We start from the raw sequence: 15,315 nt of genomic DNA, 5'->3' as shown, positions 1-15,315 counted from the left end.
GAGGATCCGGAAACGGGCCGCCCACCGGGTCCACGCGCCCCGGCCTCAGCCGATCAGCCCCATCGCCTCCGCCCGGGCAGCCACATCGGTGCGGAACAGCCCGCGAACCGCCGAGGTGACCGTGGTCGAACCGGAGGAACGCACCCCACGCATGGCCATGCACAGGTGTTCGGCCTCGACGACGACCAGCACCCCGCGCGGTGCGAGCACCTCCTCGATCGCCTCGGCGATCTGGGTGGTCAGCCGCTCCTGAACCTGGGGCCGGGCGGCGTAGCCCAGGGTGAGGCGGGCCAGCTTGGACAGCCCGGTGATGCGGCCCTCCTCGTTGGGGATGTAGGCGACGTGGGCCCGTCCGCTGAACGGCGCCAGGTGGTGCTCGCACAGCGAGTGAAAGGTGATGTCGCGCACCATGATCATCTCGTCGTGGTTGGCCTCAAAGGTGGTGCGCAGGTGACGGCGCGGGTCGTCGTGCAGCCCGGAGCACACCTCGGCGTACATGCGCGCCACCCGGGCCGGTGTGTCGAGGAGGCCGTCGCGCTCTGGGTCCTCGCCGATCGCGGCGAGCAGCTCGCGCACCGCCGCCTCGACGCGGGGAAGATCGACCGAGGTCCCTTGCGGTTCCGCCGTCGGGTCGGGTGTCTCGAGCCGGCCCGGGGACGGGGCGGGGCTGTTCATCGGGGCTCGGGGGGTGGGGTCGGTCATGGAATCGCACCTTTCTCGTCGAGGGCACCCGGCGCATCGATGGCGTCGGACGCACCACCAACAACCGGATCGGTGGGTGGGGCCGCAGCATCGGTCGTGTCGGTCCCGTCGGGCGGGTCGATCAGCAGTCCGTCGAGCTCGTCGCCGGTGACCGTCTCCTCGTCGACCAGGCGACGGGCCAGGCGGTCGAGCATCCCCCGGTGAGCCCGGAGCAGCTCGGTCGCCCGGGCGGAGGCTTCGTTGACCAGCCGGGCGATTTCGGCATCGACCTGGCCGGCGACGTCGTCGGACAGCTTCACTCCGTGCGGGTCGCGCCCGGCCACCTGGGGCTCATCGCTGCCGTAGTGCAGCGGCCCGAGGCGTTCGCTCATGCCGAACTCCGACACCATGCGGCGGGCGAGATCCGTCACCTTCTCGATGTCGTCGGCCGCGCCGGTGGTGATCTCACCGAACACCAGCTCCTCGGCCACCCGACCCCCGAGCATCATCACCATCCGGTCGAGCAGCTGGGCCCTTGAGGTGAGGTACTGGTCCTCCTCGGGCAGCGACAGCGTCCACCCCAGCGCCTGCCCGCGGGCCACGATCGACACCCGGTGCACCGGGTCGGTGTGCTCGAGCACCCGACCCAGCACGGCGTGGCCGGCCTCGTGGTAGGCGATCGTCAACTTGTCGGCCTCCGACATCATGCGGCTGCGTCGGGCGGGACCTGCCAGCACCCGGTCGATCGCTTCGGTCAGGTCGGCCTCGCTCACCTGATCACGTCCCTCGCGGGTGGTGAGGATGGCGGCCTCGTTCACCACGTTGGCCAAGTCCGCACCGGTGAAGCCCGGCGTGCGCCGGGCGAGCACCTCCAGGTTGGCCTGCTCGGAGAACGGCTTGCCCTTCGTGTGAACCTTGAGGATGGCCAGCCGTCCGGCCAGGTCGGGGCGATCGACGACCACCTGACGATCGAAGCGGCCCGGGCGCAACAGGGCGGGATCGAGGATGTCGGGACGGTTGGTGGCCGCCATCAAGATCACGCCGGTCGACGGGTCGAAGCCGTCCATCTCGACGAGCAACTGGTTGAGCGTCTGCTCCCGCTCGTCGTGGCCGCCGCCCAACCCGGCCCCTCGTTGCCGGCCGACCGCATCGATCTCGTCGACGAAGATGATCGCCGGCGCGTCCTCCTTGGCCTGCTTGAACAGGTCGCGCACCCGGCTGGCCCCGACGCCGACGAACATCTCGACGAAGTCCGACCCCGACAACGACATGAACGGCACCCCGGCCTCTCCGGCGACCGCCCGGGCCAGCAGCGTCTTGCCGGTGCCCGGCGGGCCGAACAACAGCACGCCCTTGGGAATGCGGGCCCCCATCGCAGCAAACCGGTCGGGGTCGGCGAGAAAGTCGCGAATCTCGGACAGTTCGGCCACCGCCTCGTCGGCACCGGCCACGTCGGCGAAGGTCACCTCGCTCTGATCGGGTCGGGTCTTGGTGCCGGAGCGTCCGATGCGCAGCCCGCCGATGCCGCCACCCTGCATGTTGATCATGAAGTACAGGAAGGCGCCAAGGATCAGAAGGGTGGGTCCGACGTTCAGAAACAGGTCCTCCCACCACGACGATGCAGCGGTGTCGACCTCAAGCTCGGCGCCGGAGCGGGTGAGCGATCGGGCCAGCCCGTCGGAACCTTCGGTTGGGACCGATGCGGTGAACTCCTCGCCGCCGCGCAACGTGCCGGTCACCCGCCCCTGGGAGGAGTAGAGCGTGGCTTTCTCAACCCGGTCGTCCTTCACCCGATCGATCAACTCGTCGTAGCGAAGCTCGGTGGGGTCGCTGCCCAGCGCGCGGACGGCCACGAAGGCGGCCACGGCGATCACGAACAACACCACGCCGCCCACGATCACCTGGCGACGACGCTTCTTCAGCTTCACTGCTGCGCTCAACTACTGGCCGTCTTCGACGTAGGTCGCGATGTAGCCCAGGTTGCGGTACCGCTGATTGAGGTCGAGGCCGTAGCCGATGACGAAGGCGTCATCGGGGATTTCGAAGCCGACGTAGCCGACGTTTTGGCCGGACACGTCGGCCGAGTGGCGGGCCAACAACGTGGCCACCTCGAGGCTGGCCGGGCCGCGGGCGCCCAGATTTTTGCGCAGGTAACGCAGCGTGAGGCCGGTGTCGACGATGTCCTCGACCAGGATGACGTGCCGGTCGGTCAGATCTTCGTCGAGGTCCTTGACCAAGCGCACCACGCCGGAGGTCTGTGTGGCCGACCCGTAACTGGACACGGCGATGAAATCCATCGACACCGGCAGGTCGATCGCCCGCACCAGGTCGGTCAGGAACACCGAGGCGCCGCGCAGCACGCCGACGAGGAGTGGCGCCCGCCCCTCGTAGTCCTCGGTGACCTGCGCCCCCAGCAGTGCGATCCGCTGCGCCAACTGCTCGGCGCTGAACAGGACCGGTCCGATGTGGCGATCGGTGCTCAAACGGTCGGAACTTGAGCTGGCAGGCGCTGCGGCGTCGGCTGGTCCGGTGGCACCATCGGGTTGTGTGGTCACACCGGGCAACTTACTGCCGGCCCCCCGGCGAGACCTACGCCGCGCTCAGCTGTCCGGCCCGCCACGAACCAGCCGAATCCGACCGGCGGTGCGGGCCACTCGCCATCCGGCGACGACGTCGGCCCCTGGGGGGCCGCCCGGATCGGCCACCGCCAGCATGCGCTCGAGCGCGCGGTGGTCGGGAGGATGCTCCAGGCCGGTCGCCTCCCGCCACCATCGACGCAGCGCCGCGACCGCCACCGGACGCGGGAGCCCCGCCAGCGCCGAGGGTGCGCTGATGTCGACCTGGCCGGCCTGCGCATCGAGCAGGTCGGCCAGCTCCCGCTGGTGGGCCGCCAGGCGACACAGCTGAGGCACCGGGTCCCGCTCGGCGACATCGCCGAGCAAACCGATCACTTCGTTGCGCACCCGGTTGCGGCGGTGCACCGCCGAGGCGTTGGTCGGGTCCTCCACCGTGATCAGCCCCAGCGACCGGCACAACCCCTCGGTGTCGGAGCGACGCAGCGCCAACAGGGGGTGGGTGGGCCCGTCGCGCATTCCCGCCAGCCCCCACGGGCCGGCACCGCGCAGCATCGCCAGCAGCACCCCCTCGGCCTGGTCGTCGGCGGTATGGCCGGTGGCGGCATCCGGGCCGAGAATGCCCCTGCGTGCTGTCCGGGCCCTGGCCTCCAGGTTGGGGCCGGGGGCAACCTCCACCGTTTCGGTGCGCACGGCGATTCCCAGGCGCTCGGCCATCGCGTCGAGCCGGGAGCGATCGTCGTTGCCCGACCGCAGCCCGTGCTCGACGTGGACCGCCTCCACCCGGCAACCGGCGGCTATCGCCAGCACGACCAGCGCCGTCGAGTCGGCGCCTCCCGACCATCCGCAACGCAGCGAGGCCCCGACCTCGGGAAAGGTGCACCTCGGGAGCAGGGCTTGAACCAGGTGGTGATCCCTCAGCTTCACGGCGCCCACGCACACGGGTCGGCGTTCACCTGCGGGCGATCGACCGCTTCCCCAACCCCACGCGGGCCATCCACGCCTCCGGGTCGCGGATGTCGCTCAGCGTCGGCACGGTGTCGGCCGACTGGAAGGCCCGGTCAAGCCCGGACCGGCCATGGGCGGCTTCGATGGTCTCGATGAAGCGCTCGCCCTCCTCATACTGGCGCATCTTGGCCTCCATGCCCATCAGCTTCTGGATCAGCGCCGCCGGACCCGCAGCGCTACGCCGCGCCGATAGCACCTCATGGAACCGTTCCGAGGATGGGATGCGATCGCCGGCCGCCCGGTTCATCACGATGTCGCCGTGGCCTTCGAGCAGGCTCATCAGCCCGGCCAGCCGGTCCATGGCCGCCCGCTGTTCGGGGCCGGCGAACAGCGCCGACAAGCCGCCCTCGTCCAGCGGGTTGACACCGGTGCGGATCGCTTCCGCCAGGCGACCCAGTGCGGCGAGAAATCGGGTGGGGTCGGGCTCGGCCGCCGACAGCAGCAGCTGAACCTGTTCGAGGAAGTAGGGCCGCAGCCAGGGCACACCGGTGAACTGGGCCCGGTGGGTCAGCTCGTGCACGCACACCCACAGGCGGAACTCGCGAGGGGGAAAGCCGAACTTGCGCTCCAGGGCCATCAGGTTGGGCCCAACCAGGTACACCACGTCCTGGTCGTCGGCTTCGCCCGCACCCTCACCGGTCGCACCGGAGCCGGGTTCGGTCACCAACAGGTCGTACTGGCCGAGCACGCGACGTGACATCCAACCCAGGATCAGCCCCATCTCGGCGGCGGCCACCTTAGGGGCCACGTAGGCAGACGCCCCGGTCATGGTCTCGCCCATCCGCTCGAGAAGCGGGGCGAGCAGGCGCTGGAACGAACCGATATTGGCCTGCACCCAACCGCCGCGGTCCACCACGCGCGCCCGGGCCGGCCCGGAAGCCGATGGCCAGCCGGTCTCCGCTTCGACGAGCTGCTGGGCCAGGGGCGTGAACTCGGCGACGTCGGCCGCCAACGTGCCCGACCGATAGGAATCTTCGAGGGGATCGTTGCCCGCCACGCGTTTCGCCAGCTTCGCAGCCAGGGTCCAGTCGACTGCCTCGGTCATGTGGGGACCACCGTAGGACATCCCCGACGGCGCCGGGTCAGTCCCGCGGGCCGGGGTAGCGGGGCTTGACCACCGAACGCATGTACCCAACCACGATGCTCACGGCGAGCAAGATGGCCGACAGCGCCAAAGTGATGGCCACCCAGTAGTGCCAGATGTGTTCCAAGGCGAGCATGGTCCCATCCTAGATCGGCCTGGCACTGCCGCAACACTCGGGGGCGCCCCGACCAACCGGGCGAGGGACGAACTGTGCCACGTCCCGAAGTGCTCACGCATCGGGTTGGGTCTCGATGGCGTAGGTCTGGATCACCGTCACCAGGCGGGCCCGTACCTCGTCCGGACAGCGGGTTCGACCGCGCGTTGCGATCAGACGCTTCACCTGAAACTCGAAACCGAAGACGTTCTCGCACCCGACACAGTCGCGCAGGTGCATCTCCAGCTGAAGGCGGCCCTCCTCGGACATCTCGCCGTCGACGTATTGGTACAGGCCGTCGAGCGCGCTCTGGCAGGGGTTGTCCGATCCCCCGTGCCGATGAGCTACAGGCTGGGACCCGACGGTTACCTCTTCGGCGCCGGATGCTTGTGCGTTGAACGGTTCAGCGTTGGGGCTGGTCATGGTGCACTCGGTGCGGTCGTCGGGGCGGATGCCTTGGTGTCGTCGGGGTCGGGGTCGGCCAAGCCGCGCTCGACTCCAAACGTGTGTAACGACTTCTGCAACGCCTTTCTTCCACGGTGCAGCCGACTCATCACCGTGCCGATGGGAATGTCGAGGATCTCGGCGATCTCCTTGTAGGAGAAACCCTCGACGTCGGCGAGCAACACCGGCACCCGAAAATGGTCCGGCAGCGCCTCCAACGCGTCGGTCACCTCACCCTCGGTGAACAGGTCCATCAGCTCGTCCTCGGCTGAGCGCCCCCGCCGAGCCATCTCCAGTCCACCGAGACGGCGATACAGGAACAGGTCTTCCACGTCGGCCAGGTCGGACTCGTCGGGGCGACGCTGCTTGGACCGGTAGGAGTTGATGAACGTGTTGGTCAGAATGCGGAAGAGCCATGCGCGCAGGTTGGTGCCGGCCTCGAAACGGCCGTAGGCCCGATAGCCCTTCAGGAGCGTCTCCTGCAGCAGATCCTCGGCGTCGGCAGGGTTGCGGGTCATCCGCATGGCCGCCGAGTACAGGCTGTCCGCGTACTCCATGGCGTCGTCGGCAAAGGTGGCTTGATCGGCGATGCCAGACCCTAACTTGTCGGGCGCGACACACCGACCCGTTCGCCTGGGGATTCCCAGACGGCCGGGTCGGTGCTCAGCGCTTGAGTTCCTCTAGACCAGTTGACCTTCGCGGCGCCGGGGGGCGGTGCGGTGATAGCTGTGACGCCGGAGCCATGTTCCGCAACGGGAGCACTTGCTCGCCGTCCCTGCGGACAGGCCCTGGCACCAACGACACGCCGTTGTGTCATCCATGCGAGACCTCCTGGGTCTATCTAGTCGACCACTACCTTACGGCGGCGACACCAGCCCAGGTGACGCGGGATCATCGCCGCGTCGCTGAATCACGGTCACATCGCCTGACGGCGCCGTCGGGAACAACATCACCAGGGTGCATAGGGCTGGCTCGCTACGCCCGCTAGACGACGAAGCGCAACAGGCCGGCCACCGGGCCGCCCTCGGGAATGTCCTCGGCGCGAACCGCCAGCACCGTGCCGCCGGCGAGCAGGACGCGTCGCGCGATCTCGTCGGTCACCCCGTAGTTCACCGCATCGTCGGCATCGGCCAGCGTGACCGCGCCGTCGTCGCCGATCGAGCCGGGGACGCTGGCATCGATGTCGACGAGCAGCGTGTCGACCGCGCCGTAGGTGGAGAGGCGGGCCAGGTCGGACACGTCGGTCGCAGTGCGCCCCTGCCCGCTGAGGTCACCAAAGCGGTCCGCCAACTCGGCGACCTGATCGGCGTAGACGTCGTCGAGGATCGCCCGTGCGGCGTCCGCCAGCTCGGCGTCGGTGCTCGTCTCGGGGTTGCCGTGCTCGCGCTCTTCGACCAGGTGGGGGTAGGTGTTGACCGACCGGTACAGCGCGGCCATCGGCTGGGACGCCGCCAGGATCAACGGCAGGTCCGAGCCGGTCAGCACCGTGCGCAACGCAGAGTCCACCTTGCGGGCGTAGGCGGCCTCGCGGGCACGGACGACCTTGTTGCCCGACGACTGCATGGCATCCTTGGGCATGTCCTCGACCCGGACCTCCTCGGGGTTCCCTGAGGGGCCCGCCTCCAACAGCCGGACCGACCCCTGGGACAGCGCCAGGATCCAGGCCGCGTGGGGGAAGGTGACCGCACGCAGCAGCGGGGTGATGTGGTAGCGGTCCGACACCTCGACCATTGCGGTGAGGTGGTTGGGCAGGCGGTGGGTCTCGAAACGACCCGGGCTGGCGAAGATGGCCAGGCTGTCGGCCTGGTTGACCCAGAACTCGTCGTCGTCCTCGGCCAGGTGGGCCAGGTCGGCCTCGATGTCGGCCACAGCGTCGGCATCGGCGCCGGCCGCCTCGAGCTGCTCGACCGCCTGACGGGTCAGGTCACGCAACACCAGTCGATCACGGTCGGTCTCCTGGGTGATCCGGTGGGTCGGAAGGTAGATCGAGACACAGTGGTCGGCGGTGGCCGTCAACAGCTTCTCGAGCTCTTTTCCGGTGGGAATATCAGTGTGCAGCGCCATGCGGAGTGCGGTCCCTTGTCAGATGGGGGGAATAAGTGCGGCCAAACCTAATGGGTCCAGGCCTGGCTGCCAGCTTCGCCGCCCCAGATCGTCGTTGGGTCAGGCGATCCGACCCTCAGGGCCATCCCGACCTATCAGCGCACCCGCCCGCTCACGGTCCGGTCCGCTCTCGGGCGACATGGCGGTGGACGATGAACGCTGCGCCGAGCACTGCGATGAGGAGGACGGCGACAAGCGCCGCGATCCACGGCGCTTTTCCCGTGCCGGTCCCCTCCTCCGCTCCGGTGCGACCTGTCGCGCCGGTCGCTGCACAGGCGGCCGGGCGAAGGTCACCCGGATCGACCGCCTCGGCCATGGCCCGATTGCCGGCCGGGCTCATGTGGAGGTGATCGCCGCCATCAAACCTGGGGTCCAGCCGGGTGGCATCCACCGGATCCCGCAGCGCCGCGTCGAAGTCCACGATGGCGTCTGCCGGGGAGTTCGACCGGATCCAGGCGTTCACCTTCTGCCGTTCGGCCTCAATCTCCGGCGTGCCGTACGAGGTTGAACCCCCAACGGGCGTCAGGGTGCCGTGCACGACGTTGAGGCCCGCCTGGTGAAGTGACTGGATCATCTCGACGTAGCCGGAGATCAGCTCATCGGCCGTGGCGTTGGGGGTCTTGCCCAGATCGTTAATTCCTACGAGAAGAATCACTGTCGTCACCCCGGCCCGACCAAGAACATCCTGCTCGACTCGGCTGGCTGTGGAGAGACCGTTCGTGGCGATGTTGCCTCCGTCGGCGCCGTCTCGGAGCAAGCGGTTGCCGCTGATTCCAGCGTTGATGACGCCCAAGGGTTTGCCGGCCGACCGAAGCCGCTCGGCGAGAAAGTCCGGGTAACGCACGTTCTGATCTATTCCCTCCACGGTTTCGGGTCGACCGTCGGGCGCCTGCCCTTGAAACCCGTCGGTGATGGAGTCGCCGAGCGCCACCACGGTTCCAAAATCCCCGGTCGTTCTGACGTCGATGCCGGTCAGAAATGGGCGGGAGGTCGTCTTTTCGCTGAGCTTTGATCCTTCGACGTCGGTCGTTTGATCCCCGCCATTCGGAGGTGTCAGGTAGGACGCCTGGCGCGCGGTGTAGTGGATGGTGGGCATTGCGGCATCGCCGGCGACGAAGACGCTCACGGCGATCGGCTGCCCGGACTCGAACGAGAACGCCACCGAATCGGAAACGGCGTCATCGCCGGCCGCCACCGTGACCGCCTTCTCGCCGTCGAACCGCACCTTTTCCAGTGACCCTGCGGCGACCGCAGGCCCCGTCGTCTGCACTCCGATCGTGACGCGATCGAACGTGACGGGCGCAGTCCCGAATCGGTTGGACAGGTGAACTCGGGTTTCCGACCCGCCGGTGCTGGGCGTGGCGATCGCACGAACGGTCGAATTGCGCACCCCGCCGAGCCGATTCGCAGACGGATCGACTATCGAGCTCACGTCCTCGGTGCGCGACGCGTCCGAGGGTGGACCGGCCCAGACCGCTGTCCACCGCATGTCATCACACGAGATCTCGTCGGCGCCCGCCGGGTGCGTCATCAATCCGAGCGACACGACAGCCAACACGGTTGCGATCGCTGCTGCGGAGGGAACGACGCGACGGGTCGCCGGTCCGATTCGAGGTGATCGAGCGCCTGACCTGCTCATGACGAGTCACTCCATCCAAGTGGTGTGCGCTGGGGGGAACCGGTTGCGAACTCGACCATAGCCACACCCGAGGCCACGTCATCCAAGCACTTCCTGCCATGGGTTTCCGATGGCTGGCCGGCGATGGCGTCGAAACCCCCTTCACCGCGAGTTGGCACGAAAAGGCGCCCAAGCGTAAGTTTTCCGCTCGGGCACAGGCCCTTCACCACCGATCAGGAGAATGAACATGAGAAAACTGTTGATGGCCACGTTCTGTGCCGCCCTCATGACCCTGGGATTCAGCACTACCGCTGGCGCTCAGAACGACCCGGGAACCATCGTTGACATCGCCGCGGCGGACCCAAACCTTTCCACTCTCGTCACGGCCGTCACCGAGGCGGACCTCGTCGATACCCTCTCCGGCGAAGGTCCCTTCACCGTCTTTGCTCCCACGAACGCTGCATTCGACGCTCTCCCCGCGGGAACCCTCGACACGCTTCTGGCCGATCCCTCCGGTGACCTCACCAAGATCCTGAAGCTCCACGTGATCTCAGGCGCTGTCGATTCCAAGGCTGCGATCGCAGCAGCGGGTGGAACCGTCGACACGCTCGGTGGCCCGGTCAGCGTTGAGCTCGACGGGGACAAGCTCGTCGTGGGCGGCGCAACCGTCATCACCGCTGACATCAAGGCCTCGAACGGCATCATCCACGTGATCGACGCGGTCATCACAGCCCCCGCAACGGATGCTCCGACCTCGGTTCCGAGCGGTAACTCCGGTCTCGCCGCTCAGGGTGGCCCGAACGCCCTCCTGATCGCTGCGCTGGTCGCTCTGGCCCTGTCCGGTGTCGGCGTCTCGTCCTTCGCCCTTGTCCGCTCAGGCCGCAACCGCTAGAAGACCTGAAATTCGCCAAGAACCGGTAGGGGTGGGCTGTCCTTCCCCTACCGGTTTTTCGCGTACCGTGCGCTCAACCAACACCCGACTGACAGCCACCCAGAAAGGGCGCCGATGACGCATCTGCCGGCTCGCCTGCTGCTGGGGACGTCCCTGTCGCTTCTGATCGTCGTCATCGGGTGGTCGTTCGCCAGCTCGGCGGAAACCCCGCGGTCGGACCTGGTGGGTGCCGAGTCGCCCCAACCGAAGGCCGCAGCGACCGTTCCGGCCTCCGAGGTCACCGCCGAGCCTGCCGCTCACTCCGCACTTCGCGTCGAGGGGGCGGACCCCGTGCGACTCGAGATTCCGGCTCTCGGAGTGGACGCTCAAGTGGTCGCTGTGGGCCGAAAGCCCAATGGATCGATGGAGTTGCCCGGCGCCACCCGGGCGGGCTGGTACCGGCCCGGAGCCAAGCCTGGAGAACTCTTCGGATCGGCGGTGATCGCCGCCCACGTCGACTTCAACGATGTTCGGGGCGTGTTCTTCGACCTCCGAAAGCTCGAAACGGGCAGCGAGATCGTCGTGACCGACGCCGATGATCAGCGCATCCGCTACATCGCAACCAATCGGTTCCAGGTGGATAAGGACGATCTGCAGATACCGGAGCTGTTCCGAACACATGGCGAACACGTCCTCACGCTGATCACCTGCGGAGGAGCCTTCAATACGGGCGAGAGCAAGTACCTCGACAACATCGTGATCCGTGCGGAGCCGGTCACCGCCTCCTGAACCGATCGCGGTGCGACCGGCGGGTCGACAACCTCTCCGAGGATGGTCCCCAGCTGGTGTCCGATCGCACCCAGACGAGGCACACCGTGCCACCTGGAGCGCTCAGCCGCCCGGCTGCATCTCCCAGTCGAAGTCGACGCTCAATGGGTCGTGGTCGCTCAGCGGTTCGCCGTCGGGATCAACAAAGCGATCGCGCTCGAAGCTGTGGGAGGTAGGCGTCAACGTGATGCGGTTCGATGAGCGGTACGCCACCTTGTCGATGACGTCGACATCGTCGCCACACTCGACGGTGGAGCAGACGTCTCGCAACCCGGTCTCGGCGAGAAACTCCGCGTACTGCGTGGCATCGGGCTCCTCATCGGTGTGCAGGTTCCAGTCACCTCCGATGATCACCGGCCGGTCCGTCGAATGTTCCTCCAGATAGCTCGCCAGCAGGTCGAGGTCCTCGGCGCGTAAGGCATCGTCCTCGCCGCCGGCCTCGAGGTGCAACGTATACAGGTCGACGGCGATGGACTCGCCGCCGCTTTGATCACCCCCGCCCCCGGCCTCGCCCTCGGCGCCCTCGCCACCGACGGCCTGCTCTGGATCGGATTCGAGCTCCATCGTTGTCTTGGCAAAACCTTTCAACGCCAGGCAGTCGGCCGCAGCTTCACCGCAGTTCGTCCAAGGCACCCGATCAAGATCCGGCGGGATGAGTCGGAAGTTGGACATCACGTTCAGCCCATCGCCGGTGATGGCGCTGCCCCGCTCGATCGGGTTGAGCGCTCCGGGCCCGGGGTGGGGCGTCGACATGTTCCTCTGAGGCGCATCGGCGCGCAACACATCGGTGTAGAAGCCGAAGTCCTCCTGGGTGACCACGACGTCGTAGTCGCCAAGCAGCTTGGAAATGGTGGGAGCGTTGGCCTCAGGGTTGCTCTGCGAGAGGCCCTCGGGCAGCCCGGCCACGTTGTAGCTCAGCAAGGAGAACGATCCCTGCCGATTGGCCGGGGAGTCCTCAGCGTCCCCATCGCCCGAGCATGCGCCCGTCGCGACCAGGCTGAGACAAATCACCATGGCAACCGTGCGGTTCATCGGCGCATACTTCCACATCAAAAGCCGTCCACAACGCCGATTGAGGAAGCCCTCTACTCCTTGGGCGGAGACGGCTTGGATGGTGCCCTCGGGCTGACCCAACCCTTCTACCCCTACCGGAGTCCTCCATGACCGATCACCCACCCGAAGTCCTCTTCGTCTGCGTCCACAACGCCGGCCGCTCGCAGATGGCAGCCGCTCTGCTCGCTCATCATGCCGGAGACACCGTAACCGTCCGATCCGCCGGCACCGCTCCGGCCGCATCGATCAACCCCGCAGTAGTCGAGGTCATGGCCGAGCTGGGGATCGACCTGCTCGCAGCAGGCGCTCGACCCAAGCGACTCGAGGACGCTGCGGTCGATGCGTCGAACGTCGTGATCACCATGGGGTGCGGCGACGAGTGTCCGTTCTACCCGGGCACCCGCTACCTCGACTGGCAACTCGATGATCCGGCCGGACAGGGCGTCGACGCGGTTCGTCCCATCCGCGACCAGATCGACCAGCGTGTCCGGGCCCTCCTGGCAGAACTCGTCCCCCAACCACCTGACCGGTCAACCTGACCGCTGGCAGGCCGCTTCACGACTCGGCATGGCCGGGAGCGAGGGCGGCCGTTGGGTCGGTCGACGGAACAGGGCCATCTACGATCTGGCGGTGCTGATCGATGCCCTGCTCATGGCCAAACCCAACGAGGTGGCGAGCCGGGCCGAAGCCCTCGCCGCCGCCGGTGTCGACGGCATCTTCACCTTTGAGGGGCCCCACGACGTCTTCCTGCCCTTGATCCTCGCTGCAGACACCGGCTGCCACCTCTACACCAACGTGGCCATCGCCTTTCCTCGCTCGCCCATGCACCTCGCTTACACGGCGTGGGACCTGGCAGAGCTCAGCGATGGCCGCTTCTCGCTCGGCCTCGGCACCCAGATCAAGGCGCACGTCGAGCGGCGCTACGGGTCGACGTGGTCCAGCCCGGTGGGTCGAATGCGCGAGTGGGTCGAGGCAATTCGCGCCATCGGCCGGACGTGGCAGAACGGTGAACCGTTGGGGTACGTCGGCGAGCACACCAGCCACACCCTCATGACCCCGGCCTTCGAACCCGGGCCGCTGCCATCGGGCCCGCCGCCGATCTGGCTCGGCGCTCTCGGCCCGGCCATGACCCGGCTGGCCACGGCCGTGGCCGACGGAATGCTGGTGCACCCCTTCACCTCGGACCGGCATTTGGCCAACGTCACCCTGCCCCGCATCCAGGCCGGGCTGGAGGCGGCCGGACGACCCCGGTCCGACCTCACCGTGGTGGGGCAGGCCATCGTGGCGTGCGCCACCGACCCCGTCGCCCAGGCCGATGCGGACACCGCAGCCCGTTGGATGATCGCCTTCTACGGCTCGACCCCCGCCTATGTCCCGGTGCTTGAGACCGAAGGCCGCGACCACCTCCACCCCGAGTTGCGGGCGTTGTCCCGCGAGGGACGATGGGACGAGATGGCCGCCCTGGTCGACGACGACCTGCTCGACGCCGTCGTGCTCCGCGGCGATCCCGCGCAGGTGGCCACCCGGCTGGTTGCCCGCTTCGGTGACGACGTTGACCGCGTGGCCCTCAGCACCCCGGGCGGCATCACCGACGACGCCCTCACCGCCCTCGTCGCCGAGGCGCGCACCACCTTCGACCACACACCCAGAGGAGCTCGCAATGCCCGTCCCACTTGACGAATACCCGCTGCACCAGGTGCCGCTGTCGCTGGCGCACGTCGCCAGCACCGACCGCAACGCCTACGACCGCAGCTACTTCAACGCCCACAATCGCACCGACGAGCTGTTTCTGATCACCGGGTTCGGCGTGTATCCGAACCTCGGGATCACCGACGCGTTCGCTTTGCTGCGACGCGGCGACCAGCAGAGCGCCGTCCACTTCTCCGACGCCCTCGGCGATGACCGCCTCGACCAACGCGTCGGCGCCTACCGCATCGAGGTCATCGAACCGCTGCGCAGCCTGAGGCTGATCTGCGACGACCCGTCGCTGGGCCTCTCGTTCGACCTGACGTGGGAGGGCTCGTTCGTACCGGTCGACGAGCCGGCCCACGTCATGCGCATTGGCCGCAAGGCCATCCTTGACGCCTGCCGCTTCGCCCAGGTGGGGACGTGGCAGGGAACGCTCGCCATCGACGGCGACGAGTACGCAGTCGACCCCGCCACCTGGGTCGGCACCCGCGACCGGTCGTGGGGCATCCGCCCGGTTGGCGAGGCCGAACCCGCCGGCAAACCGGCCGATCAGGATCCAAGCCTCCATTGGCTCTATGTGCCGTTGCGGTTCGACGACTTTGCGATCGTCGTGATCGTCCAGGAGCAGCCCGACGGCTTTCGCATCCTCAACGACGCCACCAGAATCTGGGCCGACGGCCGAATCGAACAGTTGGGCTGGCCGCGGGTCGACATCACCTACACGCCCGGCACGAGGCACCCCGAACACGCCGTGATCGAGCTGACGACCGCAGACGGCCCGCTCACCCTCGAAGTCGACACGCTGCTCGGCGCACACATCCACGTCGGTGGCGGCTACGGCGGCGATGCCGACTGGGTCCACGGCCAGTGGAACGGCCCGAGCTTCTCCGAACGTCTCACCTACGACCTCTCCGAACCCTCGGTCGCAGACCGGATTCCGTTCGGGGTGACCGACCACGTCGCACGCGCCACCTGCGACGGCGCCGTGGGATGGGGCATGTTGGAGCACGGCTCCATCGGTCGCCACGACCCCAGCGGGTTCGCCGACCTCGGTTCGGTCGCCACGTAGCGCCCTTCCCGTTCTCGAAATCGACGGCTCGAAGGTCTGCACGGCCGTCGACCGAGGACCTCCAGGCCCGTCTTCGGCAAATAAAGCAATGCTGCTTGTTTGTTTTTGGACTCCGCGCGAGGCTGCTGGGAGCCACGACG

General features: G+C 67.8%; 16 protein-coding genes. 5 read left to right on the top strand and 11 right to left on the bottom strand.

The window, feature by feature from the left end:
* Nucleotides 1–45 precede the first annotated feature (45 nt).
* The 10 genes from folE to IPN02_06150 form a co-directional block, all read right to left on the bottom strand.
* Nucleotides 46–675, bottom strand: coding sequence for a GTP cyclohydrolase I FolE (gene folE, locus IPN02_06195; protein MBK9296439.1), 630 nt, complete (start codon nt 673–675; stop codon nt 46–48).
* 23 nt (nt 676–698) lie between these two features.
* Complete coding sequence (ftsH, locus tag IPN02_06190) at nt 699–2,609, bottom strand: ATP-dependent zinc metalloprotease FtsH (protein ID MBK9296438.1); 1,911 nt, start codon at nt 2,607–2,609, stop codon at nt 699–701.
* A gap of 12 nt (nt 2,610–2,621) precedes the next feature.
* Complete coding sequence (gene hpt / locus IPN02_06185; GenBank protein ID MBK9296437.1) at nt 2,622–3,164, bottom strand: hypoxanthine phosphoribosyltransferase; 543 nt, start codon at nt 3,162–3,164, stop codon at nt 2,622–2,624.
* A 117-nt stretch (nt 3,165–3,281) separates the two neighbouring features.
* Entirely contained in the window at nt 3,282–4,196 is a 915-nt protein-coding gene (locus IPN02_06180; protein MBK9296436.1) for a tRNA lysidine(34) synthetase TilS, read from the bottom strand.
* A 10-nt stretch (nt 4,197–4,206) separates the two neighbouring features.
* Nucleotides 4,207–5,307 (bottom strand): zinc-dependent metalloprotease, encoded by a 1,101-nt coding sequence (locus IPN02_06175; GenBank protein MBK9296435.1) that lies wholly within the window; start codon nt 5,305–5,307, stop codon nt 4,207–4,209.
* A 37-nt stretch (nt 5,308–5,344) separates the two neighbouring features.
* Nucleotides 5,345–5,482, bottom strand: coding sequence for a hypothetical protein (locus IPN02_06170; GenBank protein MBK9296434.1), 138 nt, complete (start codon nt 5,480–5,482; stop codon nt 5,345–5,347).
* 93 nt (nt 5,483–5,575) lie between these two features.
* A complete protein-coding gene (locus tag IPN02_06165) occupies nt 5,576–5,923 on the bottom strand; it encodes a zf-HC2 domain-containing protein (protein ID MBK9296433.1) in 348 nt (115 codons plus the stop codon).
* Nucleotides 5,920–6,501 carry a sigma-70 family RNA polymerase sigma factor gene (locus IPN02_06160; protein ID MBK9296432.1) on the bottom strand — a complete coding sequence of 194 codons (582 nt, stop codon included), beginning with the start codon at nt 6,499–6,501 and terminating at the stop codon, nt 5,920–5,922. The genes IPN02_06165 and IPN02_06160 overlap by 4 nt, the downstream gene beginning before the upstream one ends.
* Before the next feature lie 427 nt (nt 6,502–6,928).
* A complete protein-coding gene (locus IPN02_06155; protein ID MBK9296431.1) occupies nt 6,929–8,008 on the bottom strand; it encodes a hypothetical protein in 1,080 nt (359 codons plus the stop codon).
* A 151-nt stretch (nt 8,009–8,159) separates the two neighbouring features.
* Nucleotides 8,160–9,686 carry a GDSL family lipase gene (locus IPN02_06150; GenBank protein ID MBK9296430.1) on the bottom strand — a complete coding sequence of 509 codons (1,527 nt, stop codon included), beginning with the start codon at nt 9,684–9,686 and terminating at the stop codon, nt 8,160–8,162.
* A 226-nt stretch (nt 9,687–9,912) separates the two neighbouring features.
* Between IPN02_06150 and IPN02_06145 the strand changes: the two genes are divergently transcribed.
* Nucleotides 9,913–10,557 carry a fasciclin domain-containing protein gene (locus tag IPN02_06145; protein MBK9296429.1) on the top strand — a complete coding sequence of 215 codons (645 nt, stop codon included), beginning with the start codon at nt 9,913–9,915 and terminating at the stop codon, nt 10,555–10,557.
* A 114-nt stretch (nt 10,558–10,671) separates the two neighbouring features.
* Nucleotides 10,672–11,325 (top strand): class F sortase, encoded by a 654-nt coding sequence (locus IPN02_06140; GenBank protein MBK9296428.1) that lies wholly within the window; start codon nt 10,672–10,674, stop codon nt 11,323–11,325.
* A 102-nt stretch (nt 11,326–11,427) separates the two neighbouring features.
* Here the strand turns inward: IPN02_06140 and IPN02_06135 are convergent, their stop codons facing one another.
* Complete coding sequence (locus IPN02_06135; GenBank protein ID MBK9296427.1) at nt 11,428–12,396, bottom strand: hypothetical protein; 969 nt, start codon at nt 12,394–12,396, stop codon at nt 11,428–11,430.
* Nucleotides 12,397–12,524: 128 nt separating this feature from the next.
* Between IPN02_06135 and IPN02_06130 the strand changes: the two genes are divergently transcribed.
* The 3 genes from IPN02_06130 (at nt 12,525) to IPN02_06120 (ending at nt 15,175) form a co-directional block, all read left to right on the top strand.
* Nucleotides 12,525–12,956 carry an arsenate reductase ArsC gene (locus IPN02_06130; GenBank protein ID MBK9296426.1) on the top strand — a complete coding sequence of 144 codons (432 nt, stop codon included), beginning with the start codon at nt 12,525–12,527 and terminating at the stop codon, nt 12,954–12,956.
* Between the two features lie 112 nt (nt 12,957–13,068).
* Nucleotides 13,069–14,094: a TIGR03617 family F420-dependent LLM class oxidoreductase gene (locus tag IPN02_06125; GenBank protein MBK9296425.1), complete on the top strand. Its 1,026-nt coding sequence runs from the start codon at nt 13,069–13,071 to the stop codon at nt 14,092–14,094.
* Nucleotides 14,078–15,175: a hypothetical protein gene (locus tag IPN02_06120; protein MBK9296424.1), complete on the top strand. Its 1,098-nt coding sequence runs from the start codon at nt 14,078–14,080 to the stop codon at nt 15,173–15,175. Before IPN02_06125 ends, IPN02_06120 begins: the two co-directional genes overlap by 17 nt.
* Nucleotides 15,176–15,315: the final 140 nt, after the last annotated feature.

It is taken from the genome of Candidatus Microthrix subdominans (genome assembly GCA_016719385.1).
Lineage (GTDB): Bacteria > Actinomycetota > Acidimicrobiia > Acidimicrobiales > Microtrichaceae > Microthrix > Microthrix subdominans.
Note: the sequence above shows the minus strand (reverse complement) of the source record. Positions and strands in the feature narration are given on the sequence as shown.

What these genes read in the sequence shown, in the direction of transcription:
- folE (MBK9296439.1), bottom strand. Translation starts at nt 675, where the DNA reads ATGAACAGCCCCGCCCCGTCCCCGGGCCGGCTCGAGACACCCGACCCG.
- IPN02_06175 (MBK9296435.1), bottom strand. Translation starts at nt 5,307, where the DNA reads ATGACCGAGGCAGTCGACTGGACCCTGGCTGCGAAGCTGGCGAAACGC.
- IPN02_06170 (MBK9296434.1), bottom strand. Translation starts at nt 5,482, where the DNA reads ATGCTCGCCTTGGAACACATCTGGCACTACTGGGTGGCCATCACTTTG.
- IPN02_06165 (MBK9296433.1), bottom strand. Translation starts at nt 5,923, where the DNA reads ATGACCAGCCCCAACGCTGAACCGTTCAACGCACAAGCATCCGGCGCC.
- IPN02_06160 (MBK9296432.1), bottom strand. Translation starts at nt 6,501, where the DNA reads ATGGAGTACGCGGACAGCCTGTACTCGGCGGCCATGCGGATGACCCGC.
- IPN02_06155 (MBK9296431.1), bottom strand. Translation starts at nt 8,008, where the DNA reads ATGGCGCTGCACACTGATATTCCCACCGGAAAAGAGCTCGAGAAGCTG.
- IPN02_06150 (MBK9296430.1), bottom strand. Translation starts at nt 9,686, where the DNA reads ATGAGCAGGTCAGGCGCTCGATCACCTCGAATCGGACCGGCGACCCGT.
- IPN02_06145 (MBK9296429.1), top strand. Translation starts at nt 9,913, where the DNA reads ATGAGAAAACTGTTGATGGCCACGTTCTGTGCCGCCCTCATGACCCTG.
- IPN02_06140 (MBK9296428.1), top strand. Translation starts at nt 10,672, where the DNA reads ATGACGCATCTGCCGGCTCGCCTGCTGCTGGGGACGTCCCTGTCGCTT.
- IPN02_06135 (MBK9296427.1), bottom strand. Translation starts at nt 12,396, where the DNA reads ATGAACCGCACGGTTGCCATGGTGATTTGTCTCAGCCTGGTCGCGACG.
- IPN02_06130 (MBK9296426.1), top strand. Translation starts at nt 12,525, where the DNA reads ATGACCGATCACCCACCCGAAGTCCTCTTCGTCTGCGTCCACAACGCC.
- IPN02_06125 (MBK9296425.1), top strand. Translation starts at nt 13,069, where the DNA reads ATGGCCAAACCCAACGAGGTGGCGAGCCGGGCCGAAGCCCTCGCCGCC.
- IPN02_06120 (MBK9296424.1), top strand. Translation starts at nt 14,078, where the DNA reads ATGCCCGTCCCACTTGACGAATACCCGCTGCACCAGGTGCCGCTGTCG.